Source organism: Aliihoeflea aestuarii, from assembly GCF_024105665.1.
In the GTDB taxonomy this organism is placed as follows: domain Bacteria; phylum Pseudomonadota; class Alphaproteobacteria; order Rhizobiales; family Rhizobiaceae; genus Aliihoeflea; species Aliihoeflea aestuarii.
Genome location: NZ_JAAAMK010000001.1, coordinates 240,085 through 258,190, shown reverse-complemented (window position 1 = coordinate 258,190; position 18,106 = coordinate 240,085). Strand labels below are relative to the sequence as shown.

15 protein-coding genes and 1 tRNA gene are annotated in these 18,106 nt (G+C 61.9%); 7 read left to right on the top strand and 9 right to left on the bottom strand.

Annotation, left to right across the window (positions count from 1 at the left end; genetic code table 11):
* Nucleotides 1-70: 70 nt before the first annotated feature.
* Entirely contained in the window at nt 71-2,209 is a 2,139-nt protein-coding gene (scpA, locus tag GTW25_RS01260; RefSeq protein ID WP_252910172.1) for a methylmalonyl-CoA mutase, read from the top strand.
* A 182-nt stretch (nt 2,210-2,391) separates the two neighbouring features.
* Here scpA and GTW25_RS01255 read toward each other — a convergent pair whose 3' ends face one another.
* The 4 genes from GTW25_RS01255 to GTW25_RS01240 form a co-directional block, all read right to left on the bottom strand.
* Nucleotides 2,392-3,312 carry an N-formylglutamate amidohydrolase gene (locus tag GTW25_RS01255; RefSeq protein ID WP_252910171.1) on the bottom strand — a complete coding sequence of 307 codons (921 nt, stop codon included), beginning with the start codon at nt 3,310-3,312 and terminating at the stop codon, nt 2,392-2,394.
* A 51-nt stretch (nt 3,313-3,363) separates the two neighbouring features.
* Nucleotides 3,364-3,579, bottom strand: coding sequence for a flagellar FlbD family protein (locus GTW25_RS01250; RefSeq protein WP_252910170.1), 216 nt, complete (start codon nt 3,577-3,579; stop codon nt 3,364-3,366).
* Nucleotides 3,580-3,717: 138 nt separating this feature from the next.
* On the bottom strand, nt 3,718-5,142 hold the full coding sequence (locus GTW25_RS01245) for a protein adenylyltransferase SelO (RefSeq protein WP_252910169.1): 1,425 nt from the start codon (nt 5,140-5,142) through the stop codon (nt 3,718-3,720).
* A gap of 93 nt (nt 5,143-5,235) precedes the next feature.
* The gene (locus GTW25_RS01240) at nt 5,236-5,994 is read right to left on the bottom strand and encodes a hypothetical protein (RefSeq protein WP_252910168.1); all 759 of its coding nucleotides are present in this window, start codon (nt 5,992-5,994) and stop codon (nt 5,236-5,238) included.
* 160 nt (nt 5,995-6,154) lie between these two features.
* On the opposite strand from GTW25_RS01240, the gene GTW25_RS01235 reads away from it, so the two are divergent.
* The gene (locus tag GTW25_RS01235; protein ID WP_252910167.1) at nt 6,155-6,769 is read left to right on the top strand and encodes a transglutaminase-like cysteine peptidase; all 615 of its coding nucleotides are present in this window, start codon (nt 6,155-6,157) and stop codon (nt 6,767-6,769) included.
* Nucleotides 6,770-6,789: 20 nt separating this feature from the next.
* On the opposite strand, the gene GTW25_RS01230 is transcribed toward GTW25_RS01235, so the two are convergent.
* Both GTW25_RS01230 and GTW25_RS01225 read right to left on the bottom strand, forming a co-directional pair.
* Complete coding sequence (locus tag GTW25_RS01230; protein ID WP_252910166.1) at nt 6,790-7,278, bottom strand: hypothetical protein; 489 nt, start codon at nt 7,276-7,278, stop codon at nt 6,790-6,792.
* Between the two features lie 5 nt (nt 7,279-7,283).
* The gene (locus GTW25_RS01225) at nt 7,284-7,976 is read right to left on the bottom strand and encodes a helix-turn-helix transcriptional regulator (RefSeq protein WP_252910165.1); all 693 of its coding nucleotides are present in this window, start codon (nt 7,974-7,976) and stop codon (nt 7,284-7,286) included.
* Between the two features lie 601 nt (nt 7,977-8,577).
* Here GTW25_RS01225 and GTW25_RS20410 point away from each other — a divergent pair.
* The 5 genes from GTW25_RS20410 to GTW25_RS01200 all read left to right on the top strand — a co-directional run bounded on the left by GTW25_RS20410 (nt 8,578) and on the right by GTW25_RS01200 (nt 16,218).
* A complete protein-coding gene (locus tag GTW25_RS20410) occupies nt 8,578-10,314 on the top strand; it encodes a hypothetical protein (protein ID WP_290127841.1) in 1,737 nt (578 codons plus the stop codon).
* Nucleotides 10,315-10,411: 97 nt separating this feature from the next.
* Nucleotides 10,412-12,412: a hypothetical protein gene (locus GTW25_RS01215; protein ID WP_252910164.1), complete on the top strand. Its 2,001-nt coding sequence runs from the start codon at nt 10,412-10,414 to the stop codon at nt 12,410-12,412.
* 17 nt (nt 12,413-12,429) lie between these two features.
* The gene (locus GTW25_RS01210; protein ID WP_252910163.1) at nt 12,430-14,478 is read left to right on the top strand and encodes a type I secretion system permease/ATPase; all 2,049 of its coding nucleotides are present in this window, start codon (nt 12,430-12,432) and stop codon (nt 14,476-14,478) included.
* A gap of 11 nt (nt 14,479-14,489) precedes the next feature.
* Complete coding sequence (locus GTW25_RS01205; protein WP_252910162.1) at nt 14,490-15,827, top strand: HlyD family type I secretion periplasmic adaptor subunit; 1,338 nt, start codon at nt 14,490-14,492, stop codon at nt 15,825-15,827.
* 317 nt (nt 15,828-16,144) lie between these two features.
* Nucleotides 16,145-16,218 (top strand) — tRNA-Gln (locus tag GTW25_RS01200).
* 8 nt (nt 16,219-16,226) lie between these two features.
* Here GTW25_RS01200 and GTW25_RS01195 read toward each other — a convergent pair.
* The 3 genes from GTW25_RS01195 to GTW25_RS01185 form a co-directional block, all read right to left on the bottom strand.
* Nucleotides 16,227-16,634: a hypothetical protein gene (locus GTW25_RS01195; protein ID WP_252910161.1), complete on the bottom strand. Its 408-nt coding sequence runs from the start codon at nt 16,632-16,634 to the stop codon at nt 16,227-16,229.
* A 442-nt stretch (nt 16,635-17,076) separates the two neighbouring features.
* Nucleotides 17,077-17,556 (bottom strand): hypothetical protein, encoded by a 480-nt coding sequence (locus GTW25_RS01190; protein ID WP_252910160.1) that lies wholly within the window; start codon nt 17,554-17,556, stop codon nt 17,077-17,079.
* Between the two features lie 232 nt (nt 17,557-17,788).
* Nucleotides 17,789-18,103 (bottom strand): ankyrin repeat domain-containing protein, encoded by a 315-nt coding sequence (locus tag GTW25_RS01185; protein WP_252910159.1) that lies wholly within the window; start codon nt 18,101-18,103, stop codon nt 17,789-17,791.
* Between the last annotated feature and the right edge of the window lie 3 nt (nt 18,104-18,106).

Below are 18,106 nucleotides of genomic sequence, written 5' to 3'. Positions count from 1 at the left end.
TCGCGGCGGAGATGTCCGGCAGGACAGAGGGGGGCAACGTAGCGCGTCATCTTGGGCGAGGATGTTCCAGATGACCAATCCCAAGCTCGACCAGTGGCGTGCGGCGGCCGAGAAGGAGGTCAAGCGCGATCCCGAAACGCTCGTCTGGCAGACACCCGAAGGCATCTCCGTCAAACCGGTCTACACCGCCGACGATCTCGACGGCATCGATCATCTGGATTCGCTGCCGGGACAGGCTCCGTTTCTGCGCGGTCCGCGCGCGACGATGTATACGGGCCGGCCGTGGACGATCCGCCAATATGCGGGCTTTTCGACCGCCGAGGCCTCGAACGCGTTTTATCGCAAGGCACTGGCGGCGGGGCAGCAGGGCGTTTCGGTCGCTTTCGATCTGGCGACGCATCGCGGCTACGATTCGGACCATCCGCGCGTCGAGGGCGATGTCGGCAAGGCAGGTGTGGCGATCGACTCGGTCGAGGACATGAAGATCCTGTTCGACGGCATCCCGCTCGAACAGGTCTCCGTGTCGATGACGATGAACGGCGCGGTCATCCCGATCCTCGCCAATTTCATCGTGACCGGCGAGGAGCAGGGCGTCCCGCGCGCGCAGCTTTCCGGGACCATCCAGAACGACATCCTCAAGGAGTTCATGGTCCGCAACACCTATATCTACCCGCCCGAACCTTCGATGCGGATCATCGCGGACATCATCGAATACACGGCCAGGGAGATGCCGAAGTTCAACTCCATCTCCATTTCCGGCTACCATATGCAGGAAGCCGGCGCGACTTTGGTTCAGGAACTGGCGTTCACGCTGGCCGACGGGCGCGAATATGTGCGCGCCGCGCTGAAGAAGGGGCTGGACGTCGACGCCTTCGCCGGGCGTCTTTCGTTTTTTTTCGCCATCGGCATGAACTTCTTCATGGAAGCCGCCAAGCTGCGTGCCGCGCGACTGTTATGGTCGCGCATCATGGAGGAGTTCGAGCCCAAGAAGGCGTCCTCACTGATGCTGCGCACGCATTGCCAGACATCCGGCGTGTCCTTGCAGGAACAGGACCCCTACAACAACGTCATCCGTACGGCTTACGAGGCGATGTCCGCCGCGCTCGGCGGCACGCAGTCGCTGCACACCAATGCGCTCGACGAGGCGATCGCGCTGCCGACGGAATTTTCGGCCCGCATCGCGCGCAACACGCAGTTGATCCTCCAGCACGAGACGGGCGTCACCAAAGTCGTCGACCCGCTCGCCGGTTCCTACTATGTCGAGAGCCTGACCAGCGATCTTGCGACAAAGGCATGGGCGCTGATCGAGGAAGTGGAAGGCATGGGCGGCATGACCAAGGCCGTCAATGACGGCCTGCCCAAGCGTCTGATCGAAGAAGCGGCGACGCGCCGTCAGGCAGCGGTCGATCGCGGCGACGAGGTCATCGTCGGTGTCAACAAATACCGGCTGGAGACCGAGGACGCTCTCGACATTCTCGACATCGACAACAAGGCCGTGCGGCTGTCGCAGATCGCGCGCATCGAAAAGACGCGCCGCCAGCGCGACCCGCAGCGGTGGGAAGAAACCATCGCCGCGCTGCGCGAAGTCGCGCGCACGGGCAAGGGCAATATCCTTGAAGCTGCGGTCGATGCCGCGCGGGCGCGCGCGACACTGGGCGAAATTTCCGATGCCTTGCGCGATGCCTTCGGCGATCACTCGGCCGTGCCGAAGGTGGTCAGCAAGGTCTATGGTCCGGCATATGAAGGCGAGCCGGAATACGAGAATCTTGTCGAGCGGCTGGACGAATTCGCCAAGGTTCTGGGCGAGACGCCGAAGCTTCTCGTCGCCAAGCTTGGGCAAGACGGCCACGATCGCGGCGCGAAGATCATCGCGTCCGCCTTCGGCGACATCGGCTTCGAAGTCGTCGCCGGACCGCTCTTCCAGACGCCGGATGAAGCGGCCGAACTGGCGGTGAAAAACAAGGTCCATGTCGTCGGCATGTCGTCGCTCGCCGCCGGGCACAAGACGCTCGCGCCGCAGCTCGTTCAGGCTTTGAAGGCGCGTGGCGCGGACAATGTCATCGTCGTCGTCGGCGGCGTAGTGCCGCGTCAGGACTATCAGTTCCTGCTCGACAACGGCGTTTCGGCCGTCTTCGGCCCCGGCACCAACGTGCTCGACGCCGCGCGTGCGGTTCTGGATTTGCTTGAGGGCAAACGGCGCAATGAGTGATCCGGCGCGTATTCGGTTGTTGAAACGCCGAGGCCTGGATTCCTGTGACGAGCACAGGAATGACGGTGGCATAGGTGACACCCGTCATTCTCCAGCCTTCACGGTTGGCATTACCCTTGATGCCGTCATTCCTGTGCTCGTCACAGGAATCCATGCCTCGACATCTCGAACGAAATGAAGATTCAATTTGCCTGCGATCGGGCGTAATCGGCGATTGCTTCTGCCAGCGTTCCCATATCCGCGCGCAACTTCTCAAACCCCTCACCACGCTCCAGCGTTTCAAGGTCCATGTAAAGCTTGCGGTTGATCTCGATCTGCAGGCTGTGCACGCTTTTGTCCGGCTGCCCGTAGCGCTCGACTATCAGCGCGCCCTTGTAGGGATCGTTGATCGCGACCGAGTAACCCAGACCCTCCAGCGTGTCGGCGACCTTGCGCGTGAAACCCGGCTCACAACTCGCCCCGTCGAGATCGCCAAGCACGAAATCGGCGCGGTCCTTGCCCGGGTCGGGAGCAAGTTCGTTGCCCACCGGCATCATCGAATGGCAGTCGAGGTGGTAGCAGATGCGGTGCCGTGTGACTGTCCGCTCGATCATGGCGGCGAGGCATTCGTGATACGGTCGCCAGTAATGCTCGATGCGCTTTGTGATGTCGGCGGCGGTGAGCTTTCGGTCATAGATCGAGGTGCCGTCGCCGATGAGGCGAAAGACCAGCCCGACGCCGCGCTCGCTCATGATCGAGGGGGCCGGCTCTTCATGCCAGTCGCCATCGAGAAGCACGGTGTCGATGTCGGAAAGCCGCCGGTTGGGATCGATATAGGTCCGCGCGAAATTGGCGACGACGAGCGTTGCGCCGTGACGGGAGGCGTCTGCGACGAGTTCGTCGACGAACCGGTCCTCGCCGCCCATCAGGAGTTCGATGCCGGCGGTATGGCCGAAATCCTCGGGATAGTGCCGCCCGCTATGCGGTGCGTCGAAGACGAGCGGGGCAGGGCGCGCGCCGGGCTCGAAGACGGTCACCGGCTCGGGCGGCTCCGTGCGATCCATAGGTGCGGCGGAAAGAATTTCGTGATCCTGTACGGATTGGGCATTTGCGGGGTCGCTCATGCCTTGCCAACGCGACAGGCGCGACGCCGTTCCTTATCGAAGTCGGCGGCGCTACGAGTGCAGTTTTTGCCCCGGCTCGCGTTCCGCTTCCGTGTTGAGGGGAAGCAGACCCAGCGTCGTGAGCACCAGAGCGACGCTTTCGGCGACGATCGCCTGTCCGCCCAGATGCGTGATCTTCGTCCGATCGCCATAAGCCTGGACGGTCACGACATGCTCCGTGTTGAGCGCGATCGGATGTCCATTCACTTCCGTCAATTGAATCCACATGGCCAGTCTCCTCGTCGAATGACAAGGTGCAAGCCGTGTGCCAGCGATTTTTGACCGATTGCGTGCCGATTTGGAGCAGATTCAGCGGTTTCCGATCATTCGCGACCCACATGCGGTTCATTGTGAGACGCGAACATTTCAGGGGAACCGGGCTGGCTGCAATTTCAGCGCATCGCCCATTTCGCGGATGGCTGCGATCTTCTCGTCGAACAAAAACCAATCGTCCCGTTCCGCGATCGGCGCCCAGATGGCTTCGACGTCTTCATAGAGCATCGTGCACGGACCTTCGCGTCGGAAATAGGCGTGCGTGAAGTCGATATCCGCGCGTGGCGCGTGCCCGGCAATGGCGGTGCGGAACGCGTCGAAGGCTTCGCCGGAATAGGGCGCGCCGGTCGGTGTCGACCGCCCGCAATCGGAGCCGCCGAACCAGTCGAAGAAAAACCGTTCGAACGGCATCTCGCTGACGGCGAGGAAGCGCCAGGCTGCCGCGACCAGCGCATTGTCCGCCTCCAGGTCGAGGCTTTCCAAGCCCAGCCGGCGCATGAGCGCGGTTCTGAATTCGTCCTGAACGAGAGGCGGAAAGGCGCGCAGCACGGTTTCGAGGTCCGGTTGCGGCGCGAAATCGAGGAGGCATTCGGCAAGGCGCGTTAGGTTCCAGAACATTGTGTCGGGCTGGCGGCCGAATGCGTAAAGGCCGGTCTGGTCGAAATAGGCGGCGGTGAAGGCCGGATCGAGCCTGGGCAGGAAGCGCCACGGGCCATAGTCGAAGCTCTCGCCGGTGATGTTGATGTTGTCCGTATTGAGGACGCCGTGGACGAAACCGGAAACCATCCATGCCGCCGTCGTCTTCGCCAGACGCCGGCTGACGGCATCGAGAAACGCCGGCGATCTCTCCGGCTCGCCCCTGGCGGTGACTTCCGGCAGATAGTGCTGAACCGAATGGTCGATCAGTCGTCCGATCTCATCTGTCTTGTCCAGAAACCGCAACCGCTGGAAGGTGCCGATCCGGATATGCGAATGGTTCAGCCGCACCAGCACGGACGAACGTGTCGGCGATGGCTCGTCGCCGCGCGTCAGCGCTTCGCCGGTTTCGATCAGGCTGAAGCTCTTCGACGTGTAGACGCCGAGCGCCTCCAGCATCTCGGTTGCCAGAACCTCGCGTACCCCACCCTTGAGCGTCAGCCGCCCGTCGCCGCCGCGCGACCATGGAGTCGTTCCCGAACCCTTGGTGCCAAGGTCGAGCAGACGGCCGCGATCGTCGAAAAGCTGCGCGAACAAGAAACCGCGCCCGTCGCCGAGGTCGGGATTGTAGGAGCGGAACTGGTGGCCGTGATAGCGCAGGGCGAGCGGTTGGGAGAAGCTGCCCGGCAATGCGCGAAAGCGCCCGAAATGATCGACCCATTCGCCGTCATCCAGCTTTTCGAGACCGACGGAGGCGGCCGCGTTCTGGTTGCGATACCGCAATATATGCTCGGGGAAGGTGACAGCGTGGACGGGATCGAAGAACTCGACCCCGAGTGCGGCATGAACTCCGGCAGGGCGAAAGGATGAACTGGTGGGCATGAAGCTTCCATAAACGTGACTACAACACTGAACGGCGAGCGCCGTTCAGTGTTGCATGTTCGCTCAGGAAACTCGATCCGTCAGTGTCAGGCTTCAGCCGTCGGAGCCGCCGCCGCTGCCGCCACCACCACCACCGGAGCCACCGCCGCCGCCGCCGGAGCCGCCACCGCCACCACTGCCGCCGCCACCGCCACCGGAGCCTCCGCCACCACCGGAGCCTCCGCCGCCAGCACCGCCACTATCGCCACCTCCGCCTGAACTACCACCGCTGCCGGTACCACCGGACCCACCAGCGCCGCCGTCACCACCTGCGCCACCGCCGCCACCGGTACCGCCAGACCCGCCGGAGCCACCGCCATCACCACCCGTACCACCACCACCGGTTCCACCGCCACCGGTGCCACCCGATCCACCACCATCACCGCCGGGACTGCCGCCTCCGCTGCTGCCGCCAGAACCACCACCGCTGCTGCCACCACCGGAACTGCCACCGCCGGAGCTACCGCCACCGCCGCTGCTGCCCGAACCGCCGCTGCCGCCGCCGCCGCCGGTACCGCCATCACCGCCGCCGGCAAAACCGACATTCATGCCGGCGCCTTCATTGCTCATGACCGAGCGGATGAGCGCCGTTGTGAGTGGGGGGCACTGCTCGCGTTCCGCCCGCGTCAGTAACGAATCGCGATTTGCAGCGACGCAGCACAGGACGTAGTTTCGTTCCGTCAGCGGCTGGCATGTGGCAGCGCTGAGGATGGGACGCGTTTCCTGCGCATATAGCGAGACGGAACTGCCCAGCATCAAGGTCGATCCGATCAGGACCGACTGGCTGGCAAGTGTAATTTTGCGACCTAACATTTCACCCCTCCCTTTGGCGGGAATTCGGGGCCGACTGTTACTTTGCCCCCAAGTCAAGCATAAGTATGGCACTCCATTTAAACATGTGAACCCGGACGTATTAACTATTGTTTAGAAACTGCGATCTAAATAGTACGGTTGGCATCGGAGATTCGTCGTCATGCTGAAAGTACTGGTTTTCACCTGCCTTTCCCTTGCAACTGCTGCCTGTTCACAGACGACGGGCTCGATCACGTCGACGGCGGCCATCGGTCCGCTGGCGTTGACCGCCGCAGAGCCTCAATTGATGAGCATGAGCGGCCCGGCCTTTGCGCCGCCGGCCTTCTATTCATTTTGCGAATCGCGACCGGATCTGTGCGCCTCGACCGGGCCGACCGAGAAAATGACGATGACCGACAGGCGCGGCGCCGAGCTGCACGAGGTCAATCTTGCAGTGAATCGGAAGATCCGCGAGGTAAGCGATCAGGCGCAGCATGGCGTAGATGATGTCTGGTCCGTACCGCAATCGGCGGGCGACTGCGAGGATTTCGCGATCCTGAAGAAGAAGGAATTGATGAAGCGCGGCTGGCCGGCATCCACGCTTTTGCTCACCGTCGTGACGGCGAGTGGTCAGGGGCATGTGGTTCTGACGGCCCGCACCGACCGAGGCGATTTCATTCTCGATAACCGGACGAATGCGCTGCGCCCCTGGACGGACGTTCGCTACAATTTTTTTGCCAGGCAGTCCCAGTCCGCTCACGGCAAGTGGGAGCGCATTGCCTCGGCGGGCGCTTAGGCGGCGCGCAGCGAAGCATTCTATGTCGGAAACGCGTAGCGTTCCGTTAGCTGCCAGATGTCCCGATTGATCGAGGCGAGGGAAGCGATGCTGTCGGAAATCCGGCGCAGCTCCGCGTCGTCGAGGAGTTCCGCCTTGCCGTAGCGGACATCGTTCTTGCCGTCGACGATGCGCATGGTTTGCGTCATCGCCGGTGCGCCTTCCTCGTCGAAAGAATAGATGCAGTGATTGTATTTGTTGCGCAGCTTGGCTTCGGCGGAAAGCCGTCGCGTAGCTTCGAGCACGTCGCGTCGGCAATCGGCCTGCGTCGACGGCATCTTCGCCAGTCGCTCGACGAGGTCGGTGCGCGCCCGTGTGGTGTTGAGCGTCAGGAAGATGATGATCGCCGTCTCCTTGTCCACCCGTGCAAGGCCCGCGATGAGGTGGATCAGGAGGCTTTCGGTGTTCGTCCAAGTATAGTTGAGCTGGCCGACGAGAAGAAGAATGTCTTTCAGCCGATTGGCGGTCATGGAGGTCAGCTAAGCGGTCGATCGCGCCCGTTGCCCTCGGTGACGCCGCCCTTTTGTCCCGCGAAATAGATCGCGGCAGCTTCGGTCCGGTTGTGGACGCCGAGCTTGTTGATGATGTTGTGGATGTGAATCTTCACCGTATGTTCGGAAAGCCCGAGGTCATTGGCGATGATCTTGTTCTGGCTGCCCTTGGCGACATGCCCGAGTATCTGCCACTCGCGGGCGGTCAAATCGCTCATCGCTCCGTCCTTTCTGCCGCGAACCGCGTGCCCGGATTCGGCACCCTGCGACCTGAAAAGCGCAGATGGCACATACTCGCCGCCACTCAACAATATACGAAAGATCGACAGTAGAATATCCAGATTTATGTTCACGGGCAGGACGCCCCGCACGATCTGGTTTTCGACGAGTCCCATCAGCCTTGCGTCGACGTGATGATCGATATCCGCCAGGATCGCGATCGATGCCTTGCCGTGCCACGAACTCAGTTCCTCGTGGTGATAGGCCAGAGCGCCTGCTAGGCTGCGGTCCACGACGATGAGGTCGACATTGGCGACGAGCGTGGTGGAGGCTTCGCTGAAATCAGCGACGACGATGACGCGCAGGAATCTGAACTCGCATTCGATCGCTGCCGTCAGGGCGCTGGAAAACCCGGTTGGAGAGACGCACAAAATCGTTCGCTCGCGGCTCGAAGGCATGATCGCGCCGTTGCCTCTCAAGAGATCAAGCGTGGATTTTTCGTCCGTTTGGCCGGCCGAAGCCGATTGACTGCTTGTACCTAGCATTTTGAAACCCCCGCCTCGCATGCATGAGTTGTGCTCTATCGCTTCCGGCGTTGCATGCTCAAATGTGTCGATCAGTTAAGATATCGTAACCGAGGCCCAGCGAATTCGGAATAGACTGTTGGAGCTATGTCAGTGCCGGACATGACAATGTCAGCCGTGGATGATGGCTGAATTCGGGCAGTCATTGCCAAAACATTATTTCATTATAATAATTTAACATGAAAAGATTTGAAAATATTTCAGTTCGTTCGAGCAGCAATCCTGTATCTAACGGTTTAGTCCGATGAATTATCTTACTAAGCGCGTCTCATAAAAGCACACTCCCGTACGTTGATTGCCGTGGTCAAGTAATGCGTCAATCGAGGCATGTGTCCTGCGTACTCGATGAATTCACGGCGAACAGCTCGCGCGATCGCAGCGCGAACGTGCCCATCAACTTTAACCGGCGCGCGGTGAAGGCCCCAGTTAGATGTATGGCGGTCAAGCCTTTGCGCCTCCAGTGGAGGATAGGACGATGGTGAATAACACTGACCGCCAATATGGCAATCAGTTTCAAGCACAGCTTCAGGGGCAGGGACAGCATCAATCAGGATCGAGCGACTCTGACTCGTCGGCAAATTCCGATGCCGGCGCGGATGCCGGTGCTGGTGCCGGTGCTCTTGCCGGTGCCGGCGCGGGTGCGCTCGCAGGTTCAGGCGCGTTGGCTGCCGCCATTGGCTACAACGAAAACGACAACGCTAACCACAACGGCAATGGCAACGGCAATCTGAACGGAAACGGCAATCTGAATGGCAATTTCAACGGCAATGCCAATCTCAGCGAGAACCTGAACGCCAATCTCAACGAGAGCTTGACTGAGGTTTCGGTCAATGTCGATGTCGCCATGGACATGGAAGGCTACCTGCCCGACGACAACGACTTCATCGATATCGACCAGGCCAGCGTGGACGGCCTGTTCGTCACCAAATTCGACAACGTACTCAACAACTCGCTGACCGGCGAAGGAAACGACAACGCCTTCGTCATCGGCCAGAACGCGCATATCTCCGACAATGATACGTTGAGCAACGCGACGGTTTCCAACGATGCCGCGTTCAACGTCAACTTCGACGCCACGGCAGGGTCGGCCCACGCGGCTGACGGCATCAATGCCGGCGGCCTGGGCGGCGGCGGCGGCTCGGATGCCAGTTCGAACGGCGGAAACGGTTCCGGCGGCGGGCAGGGTCAGGGTGGCAGCGGTTCCGGCGGAAGCGGCAATGGCGGCTCGGCTTCGAGCGGCGCGACCGGCGGTGCCGGTTCGGGTGCCAACGCCAATGGCGGTCAGGGCTTGTCCGGTTCGGCGAGCACGGGCTCGGCATCCGGCGGTCAGGGTGTCGGCGGTGCGGGCGCCGCAGGCGGTGCAGCAACCAGCTTCGGCCTCGGTCTGGGCCTCGGCCTCGGTGCCGGGCTTGCAGCCGGCGCTGCCGGTGGTAGCGGCGGCAGCAACGATGCCGGAGACGGCGGCGATGGCGGGGACGGCGGCGATGGCGGCCGTGGCGGCGACATCCTGGGCGACGACGCCAGCTCGACAGATGGCTATGTGCCGTTCCAGGTGATGGTCGACACGCCCACGCCAACGACGCCGAGCATCATTGGCGACAACGCGACCGGCGGCGGTGGCGGCGGTGGCGGCGGCGGCGGCGGCGGCGGTGGCGGTGCTGCCACGGATGCCGGCGACGGTGGTGCCGGCGGTGCTGCGATGGCCAGCGGTGCAGGTAGCGGCTACGGCGGCGGCGCTGCATGGGCTGTCGGCGGCGACGGCGGAGCAGGCGGCGAAGGCGCCGGCGGCGAAGCGACGAGCGGCAACGCCATGACCGGCACGGCTGTCGGCGGGGCCGCAGGTGCGATCGGCGGCGACGGCGGCGCAGCGCTCAGCGGTGCGTGGACGAGCGGCGACGGCGGCAATGGCTTCGGCGGCTGGGGCGTCGGCGGCGCGGGTGGTGCCGGCGGTGCGTCCGGTTCGGCATTTGCCGGCGACGGCGGTGCGGGCACGTCCAGCGGGATGTGGGGCTCGGGCAATGGTGACGACGGATATGTCACCGGCGAGAGCAACGCTTCGGCCGATGTCAACATCACCGCGAATGCGTTCAACCAGGACATCGTCATGGGCGCCAACCTGCAGCAGAACGCGATCGACATGACTGTCGTCGGCGCGGGCGGCCTGCACAGTAACGTGGCCGGTGACGACTTCTCTCACGACGACGCATCGTGATCGAACGTGGATCTTGACGATCCGAAACGCTTCAGGACTGCGCGGCAACCGCCGCGCAGTCCCAAAAACCAAAAAAACAGGGCGGGAACAGCGTGTCATGTCCATGGACAGCATCACCGAAACGATCGCTCACTTCATCGGGTTCTTCCACACGACGCTCGAGCATGCGCGCATGCGCGAGGCCTACAAGAAATTCATTGTCGAAAAGACCCATGCGGCCGATGTCGCCGCGCTTCCCTTCGTCGAGGCCGAATTCAACGCGCGCTTCGACCTGACAGGTTACAGGCCGGCACTCGACTACGCGGCTCCTTCTCCCGAAACGGTCATCTATTACCCCTGGTCCGAGGTTCGGTTCGCGTCGCCGGAAATCGACATACCCTGGCAAGACGCACTCTTCTCCGGCTGGTTCACACCGAAAGGCGCAATGTCCGTTACCGGTGGCACGATCGTCATCCTGCCGCTGATCGAGCCGATCGGATCGGTCGTCAGCCTGTTTTTTCAAAAAGCGCATCTTTCCGACAACGACTATTTCAGCGTCGGCGCGCACAAGCTCAGTTTTGCGCCACCGCTGATCGATAACCAGTCCCTGCTCGATTTCGCCGATCAGGCGCTGTCCATTTCGCCGATCGGCGTTCCCGATGTGCCGGGAAGCGGTGCGGCGATGGGTGAGTTCATTCGCACCACGGCCGAACGCCTCGAAACTTTCACCGGCGATGATGCGCCTGACGGCGCGACCGTGGTGGTGGTGCGCGGCGAGACGATCGAGGGCAAGTTCCTCAACGGCGTCGCCGTCGAGGAACTGCCCGACCTCAAGGACTATCATGACTTCAATCCGCCCAAGGAAGACGCGAACTCCGCGCCCAAGGGCAATGCGGTTATCCATGCGGACGGAACGATTACGGTCGATGCTTCGGTGACGGTTGAAGCGGGCGGCAACACGCTCGTCAATGCGACCGCTATCACGAGCTTCTGGACGGCCGCCACCGTAACCGCCGTCATGGGCGACCATATCGAGCTGAACGCGATCGTTCAGACCAACGCCTGGATGGATAGCGACGCGATTTCCGCGCTCGTGGGCAACTGGACGAACGACAGCGCGCCGACGCAGGCATTCAATCTGGCGAGCTTCTCACGCTACGACACGTTCGAGGAGATGACGCCCGCCTCCGAGGAGGCCACTTTCCCCAAGCATTGGGTCGTCACGCAGATCACCGGCGACGTGATGATCGTCAACTGGCTGCAACAACTCGTTTTCATGTCTGACAACGATGTCGGCATCCTGTCCTCGTCCGGTTCGACCACGACGGTGATCGCCGGCGAAAACATGTCCGTCAACGAAATCTCGCTTTACGAGATGGCGAAAGCCTATGACCTCATAATCATCGGCGGGCATGTCTTCGACGCCAACATCATCCAGCAGATGAACGTCCTGTTCGACAACGACATGATCGGGGCCGTCAAAGGCTTTTCGACGACGGGCGAGGGCGCGGTCTCCACCTCCGACAACCTTTTGTGGAACGAGGCGTCGATCTACAATGTCGGCGGCGCGCATCGCTTCGAGGCGCTGCCGGAGGCCTACAGCGCCTTTGCTGCCAGCCTTGCCGGCGGCGGGCAGGGTGAGGCCGGCGACGTGCTGCTCGATCCCGCTTTCGCCGGGCTGGGCGCGCTCAAGGTCCTCTATATCAGCGGCGATCTGATCAAGCTGAACTATATCAGCCAGACCAACATCCTGGGCGACAGCGACCAGATCGCGCTCGCCATGGATGCGATCGGCCCCATCGAGGATGCCGACTGGACCGTGAACACGGGCAGCAACAACCTCATCAACCTGGCCACCATCGCCGATCTCGACTCGCTCGGCAAGACATATGTCGGCGGTCAGCAATACGCACAGGACGTTCTCGTCCAGGCCGAATTCATCTCTGCATCACCCGACGATCTGGGCATGAAAAACCCCGACGCTCTGGTTAACGAAGCGGTCGCCTTCCTGACGGACGAAGCCGCTGCTGATCACGGTGCCGGCGCCCACTCGCTCGATCCCTCCTATCATCCGCTGGACGCGGGCCAGGGCGATGGCCTCCAGTCCATGCTCGTCTAAGCCCGGGGCTTTATGACATGACGCATGACCAAAGTGGCGGCAACCGTGATGCGCGCTCGACCGATTTTCGCGGCGAAGACCCGATCCCGCGTCTCGACGATGTCGACCGCGCCATCAACAGAATCGAACGTACCGCCGCCGATATGCAGGCGGCGGCGCGTCCCGTTTCGGCAACGCCGGTGCCCGAAGGCGAGGCCCGGCCCATTCCCGCCAGCCAAGACGCATCGCAACGCCCAAAAGGCATGGTGACGATCGAGGCCGACAGTGGTCCCTTGAAGGCGGACGCGGCGAAATCTAAACTTGCCGCCAACGCCAACAAGCCCGGTTCTACATTCCATAAGCGGCTTGGCCCCGTGGATTTCGCCGCGTCGCTGAAGGCCGGCGTCCAGGCGGTCAGGCGAAATCTCTTCGTAGTCATGATCTTCACCTGCGCCAGCAATCTGCTCGTGCTGGCGATCCCGATCTATCTGTTCCAGATTTCCGACCGGGTGCTGACGAGCCGTTCGCTAGACACGTTGATCATGCTGACCATCGTCATCGTCGGTGCCGTGGTGCTGCAATCCGTCTTCGACGCGATCCGCCGCTTCATCCTGATGCGCACAGCCGTCGAGGTTGCCGCCCAACTCGGCTCGCCGATCCTGTCGGCGGCCGCGCGCGCCTCGCTGCAAAGCAACGGGCGCGAATATCAGACGCTTAACGACCTCCAGCAGATGCGCGGCTTTCTGGTGTCGCGCACGCTGCTTTCCTTCCTCGATGCGCCGTTTTCGCCGATCTTCCTTCTGGCCGTGTTCCTGATTCACCCTCAACTGGGTATGATCGTCGTGGCGACCGCGCTCGTCCTGCTGGCCATCACGCTCGTCAACCAGCGGGCGACCTCGGCACCGTTCGGCGAAGCCAATGCCGCGCAGGTGAAGGCCAATCTTCACCTCGATTCCATGTCGCGCAATTCGCAGATCATCAACGCGCTCGCCATGATCCCCGAAGCGGTGCAGATCTGGGGCAAGGACACAGCCGCGTCGCTACGTGCCCAAGTCGTCGCACAGGACCGCAACATCGCCTTCGCTGCGCTGTCGAAGGGTGCCCGCATGCTCACGCAGGTCGGCATGCTGGGCTGGGGCGCGTATCTGGCCATCCAGGGCGAGTTGACCGGCGGCATGGTCATCGCGGCGTCCATCATCGCCGGCAAGGCGCTGGCGCCCATCGAAGGCGCGATCGAGGGCTGGCATCAGTACAGCCAGTCGAAATCCGCCTATGGCCGGATCGCCGGGCTTTTGACGGCGTCGCCGCTCAATTTCGAACGGCTCAACCTGCCGCGCCCGGAAGGCCGGCTCGACGTGGAGCGGCTGCTCTACGTGCCGCAGGGCACCAAGCGGGTGGTTCTCAACGGCCTGTCCTTCGCCTTGCAGCCAGGCGATTCGCTTGCCGTGATCGGCAATTCGGGTGCCGGCAAGACCACGCTCGGCAAGATGCTCGTCGGTTCGATCCTGCCGACATCGGGCAACGTTCGCCTCGACCTCATGGATCTGCGCAACTGGGACCAGCGTCAGTTCGGCGAGAATATCGGCTATCTCCCGCAGGACGTGCAGCTTTTCCCTGGCACCATCAAGGCGAATATCGCTCGCATGCGTGACGATGCCACTGACGAACAGATCTACGAGGCGGCCGTTCTGGCGGACGTTCACGAGATGATTTCGTCGCTGCCCCATGGCTACGAGACGATGGTGGCCGCCGACGGCACACCTTTGTCGGGCGGTCAGAAGCAGCGAATAGCACTCGCGCGCGCCTTCTTCGGCGGTCCCCGTTTCGTGGTTCTCGACGAGCCCAATTCCAATCTCGACCAGGCGGGCGACGCCGCGCTCCTGCGCGCGCTGGAACACGCCAGACGCGAGAAGATCACCGTCGTCACGATTACCCAGCGACCCGCTTTGCTGAAGAGCGTCGACAAGATCCTGCTGCTCGTCAACGGCACGATCGCGCTTTTCGGCATGCGTCAGGACGTTCTCAACGCGCTTGAAACACGCGGCGTGTCGGTCGAGATCGGCTCGTTCGGTCACCAGATCCATTAAGGGGCGGCATCATGTCGGACATCGCATCTGTTCACGATCTCAAATGGTACGCAGACGTTCCCCGCTCGATCTGGAAGCAGACCCTGTTCGGATTGCTGCTGCTTGTCCTGACCTTCGGCGGGTTCGGGACGTGGGCGCTGACCGCGCCGCTCGCCTCCGCCGTCATCTCGCAGGGCAGTTTCGTGGCGACCGGCCAGAACAAGATCGTCCAGCATTTCGGCGGCGGCGTCATCAAGGAACTGATGGTCTCCGAAGGCGACATCGTGGAAGAGGGCCAGCCGCTCGTCCTGCTCGACGAGACCGCCGCTGCCGCGCGCGATCGGGAACTGTTCCTGCGCCGTGCCCGCCTCGAAGCGATCGCCGCGCGTCTTCAATCCCAGTATGAAGGCGTCGAGCGCATGCGCACCAGCGACTTCCTGAAGGATCGCATCGGCGACGCCGAGGTGGTCGAGATCGTGGAAAGCCAGAAGCTGAACTTCGATGCTCAGCACATGAAGCTCGAAGGTCAGTTGAAGATCCTCGAACAGAACATGCTGTCGCTGGAATTCCGCGCCGAAGGATATGACCGCCAGAAGGCGTCCTACGAACAGCAACTCGTCCTGTTGAAGGAGGAGCATGACGCCAAGTCGGTGCTTTTCGAGAAGGGCCTTTTGCGCGGCACGGAACTGAAGGCGCTCGAACGGGCCATCGCCGACGCCGAGGGCCAGATCGGCCGGCTGGATTCGGAGATCGACCAGGCAACCTCGCAGGTCGAACGCACGCGTCAGGAGATCGAGCAAGCGCAAAGCGACCATGGCGAGGAAGCGCTGGACAAACTGCAAAGCATCCAGAGCGAACTCGACGCGGTACGCGAACAGTCGCGCGAGGCCGAGAACGTGTTGCAGCGCGCGTCGATCATGGCACCCGTCTCGGGCACCGTCGTGCGCTCCTATTACCACACCAATGGCGGCGTCATCGAAAGCGGCAAGACGGTCATGGAAATCCTGCCAAGGGACGTGCCGCTTTTGATCGAGGCACAGGTGCCGCGCACCGATATCGACAGCGTGCGCGTCGGCCAGCCGGCGACGATCCGGCTAACGGCGCTCAACCAGCGCACGACGCCCGTTCTCGAAGGCCATGTGGTCTATGTGTCGGCCGATGCGCTTTCGAACGAGCAGGCCGGCAAGCCGCACGACGTCTATATGGCGCGCATTGACATACCGGCCGTACAGCTCGCGCGCGTGCGCGGCTTCCAGCCGACACCCGGCATGCCCGCCGAGATCATGATCCAGATCGAGGAACGCACCTTCTTCGACTATCTCGCCAAGCCCGTGGTGGATTCGATGTCGCGCGCGTTCACGGAGCGATGAGCCGTTCGCCTATGGGGTGGTCGGCCGGTTAACGGTTCTGATCGCATGTCTGGTTGCAGGCTCCGACGGTGCGTGGCTGTCCCGAGCCTGCGGCGAACGAAATCACGCAAGCGCTACGGCGTTTGCTGCACGCCTGAGGATTGCCGGCGCCGCAAATTGTTGGAACCTCGCGGACGCCGCCGTCAACCGCCTGAAAATGTCGACCTCATAGTGCCCGGATGTTCCCCGACGGCGTGCATCAACTTCCCGGTTGGGGGTTGACTATTCCGTGCACGCCGATAAAACCCGCCTCACACAAGCGCCCGGTGCGCCGGCCTTGGGGAATAGGTTAACGGTAGACCCACGGACTCTGACTCCGTTAGTCCTGGTTCGAATCCAGGTTCCCCAGCCATAGCATTTTTATTCTGCAACATCTGGCGTTTCACCCCATTTTTCCGGCCATTCATAAAAGTCCCACGCCATCCAGAGCTGGTTATCGATAAAGGCGAAGACCACATAGGTTGGCGGATCGGGCCAGCCTGACCAGACGCGCTTGCGCACGACCAGTCGTCGTTCCTCGAAGTCCGCGATCGCGATCGTTGAATCGCCGAACGGTTCGATCCGTAAATCGGCGTCGATCCGATCGTCTTTGGTCCGTGTCGATTTGCGCCAATGAATGATCTGCCGTCGAAGCCACAACCATCTCCGCCACCAGCGCAGCTCATCGAACAGGCTCTGGTCGAAGAGGTCACCACTCCGAAACTGCTGCGACGTGTAGAGGATGAGCGATGCAAGACCGAAAATTGCCGGAATAAGCGCAAACGCCAACCAGCCGGACAGTTCGAATGCCCCGAACCAGATATCGGATGCATCGATCCGTGACCAGGATCCGTTGAGCGCCAGCGAGATACCGGCCAGAACATAGGATGCAGCCAGTCCGCCGAAAGCGGGCCAGATGCCGGCCCGTGCCTTCAACGGCGAACCAAATCAGAACATGTCCGCGGCGAGCGCCGCGAGCGTACCGAGGACAGCGATTGGAAATACGAAGAGCATCAGCATCGAAGATTGTGACACGGCATCTTCAGGCCGGTGAACCGCACCTGACCGGTCATATTCCTAAAGGTCGCCAGGAAATCGGATAAATTGTCGGACGTGACTTTGAAATTCAGAGCATCCGATTCTCGCTTCTTCATCATTGCTTGAATGGTCGCTTCTGATCCGTCCCGTCCGCGCAGGTCGTCTCCTCGAATGACGACGGCAATTGATCCTTCTAGCGCGGGACACCGCCGGCCTCTTCGCAGAACATGCCCGCTTTCGTCCAGGTCGTGACGCCGCGTGCGCCGGTCGGCACGAGACAATCTTCGTAACCGTTACGTTCCATGACGAATCCTTCCAGAACAATACTGGCCGGAAGCATGGCGAGCCCCAGGGCGAACATCACAAGACTGACCTTCATTACACGCTCGGAGATAAGGTTGGACCATTTTGGGCTGACCATGTGAAGAAGAGTGGCGAACCCGAACCCCACCGCCGTGGCACCCATGAACGGGAACGCAACGAAAGCACTGATGATCTTGACGATGCGCTGACCCTCGCCAATGGCCACATAGGTGTTGAGCGCACTGATCAGGCTCCAGAAGATGGCGCCGAGCCCCAGGATCAGGAAGCCTGCGCCCGCCAGCCCATTGTGCCAAAGCTCGTCTCGCCGCAGCGGGCGCAAATAGAATGCCGAACGCTTTTTCCTACTCATGTCGATAGCGTATCCGCTTCCTGCAAACGCTCATTGCCCGCTGGCCGGCGGCGGCCATTTTCCATTCTCGACCATCGCCAGCACCATGTCGCTTTCAGGTTGGGGGGAATGGATAGCCTCGGGCCTTCAGCTTTTCGATGACGCGCAGCCGGGCGGCATCTTCGGGCGAGCCGGGCAGGATACGGCTGGTCGTTGCGAATTGGGCCGCCGTGATGCCGAACTCGTCGTGAGCCTAGATATCGGCGCCGTGATCGAGCAGGATTTCCACGACCGGCCATTGATCCGAACCGGCCGCGAAGATCATCGGTGTCGTGTTGTTGGTATAGTATCGCTCGTTCAGCCCGATTCCGGCTTCTGCGAGACGTCGAACCTCGTTCGTGCGCGAATACATCACGGCGGCAAGCATCGGCTGAATGAGCGACGCGTCCGCCTCTTCGCTTTCGTTCGAACATGCGGCTGTCAGCGTGACGAGCAAGGACAAAGCCATCGCCGACGCCAAGCCGCCGCGGCCGGTCGGCGATGTCGCGTGAACAGGCAGATCGGCCATTGG

What these genes read in the sequence shown, in the direction of transcription:
- GTW25_RS01185 (WP_252910159.1), bottom strand. Translation starts at nt 18,103, where the DNA reads ATGGCCGATCTGCCTGTTCACGCGACATCGCCGACCGGCCGCGGCGGC.
- GTW25_RS01240 (WP_252910168.1), bottom strand. Translation starts at nt 5,994, where the DNA reads ATGTTAGGTCGCAAAATTACACTTGCCAGCCAGTCGGTCCTGATCGGA.
- GTW25_RS01205 (WP_252910162.1), top strand. Translation starts at nt 14,490, where the DNA reads ATGTCGGACATCGCATCTGTTCACGATCTCAAATGGTACGCAGACGTT.
- GTW25_RS01250 (WP_252910170.1), bottom strand. Translation starts at nt 3,579, where the DNA reads ATGTGGATTCAATTGACGGAAGTGAATGGACATCCGATCGCGCTCAAC.
- GTW25_RS01255 (WP_252910171.1), bottom strand. Translation starts at nt 3,312, where the DNA reads ATGAGCGACCCCGCAAATGCCCAATCCGTACAGGATCACGAAATTCTT.
- GTW25_RS01235 (WP_252910167.1), top strand. Translation starts at nt 6,155, where the DNA reads ATGCTGAAAGTACTGGTTTTCACCTGCCTTTCCCTTGCAACTGCTGCC.
- GTW25_RS20410 (WP_290127841.1), top strand. Translation starts at nt 8,578, where the DNA reads ATGGTGAATAACACTGACCGCCAATATGGCAATCAGTTTCAAGCACAG.
- GTW25_RS01230 (WP_252910166.1), bottom strand. Translation starts at nt 7,278, where the DNA reads ATGACCGCCAATCGGCTGAAAGACATTCTTCTTCTCGTCGGCCAGCTC.
- GTW25_RS01225 (WP_252910165.1), bottom strand. Translation starts at nt 7,976, where the DNA reads ATGCCTTCGAGCCGCGAGCGAACGATTTTGTGCGTCTCTCCAACCGGG.
- GTW25_RS01210 (WP_252910163.1), top strand. Translation starts at nt 12,430, where the DNA reads ATGACGCATGACCAAAGTGGCGGCAACCGTGATGCGCGCTCGACCGAT.
- GTW25_RS01190 (WP_252910160.1), bottom strand. Translation starts at nt 17,556, where the DNA reads ATGAGTAGGAAAAAGCGTTCGGCATTCTATTTGCGCCCGCTGCGGCGA.
- scpA (WP_252910172.1), top strand. Translation starts at nt 71, where the DNA reads ATGACCAATCCCAAGCTCGACCAGTGGCGTGCGGCGGCCGAGAAGGAG.
- GTW25_RS01215 (WP_252910164.1), top strand. Translation starts at nt 10,412, where the DNA reads ATGTCCATGGACAGCATCACCGAAACGATCGCTCACTTCATCGGGTTC.
- GTW25_RS01245 (WP_252910169.1), bottom strand. Translation starts at nt 5,142, where the DNA reads ATGCCCACCAGTTCATCCTTTCGCCCTGCCGGAGTTCATGCCGCACTC.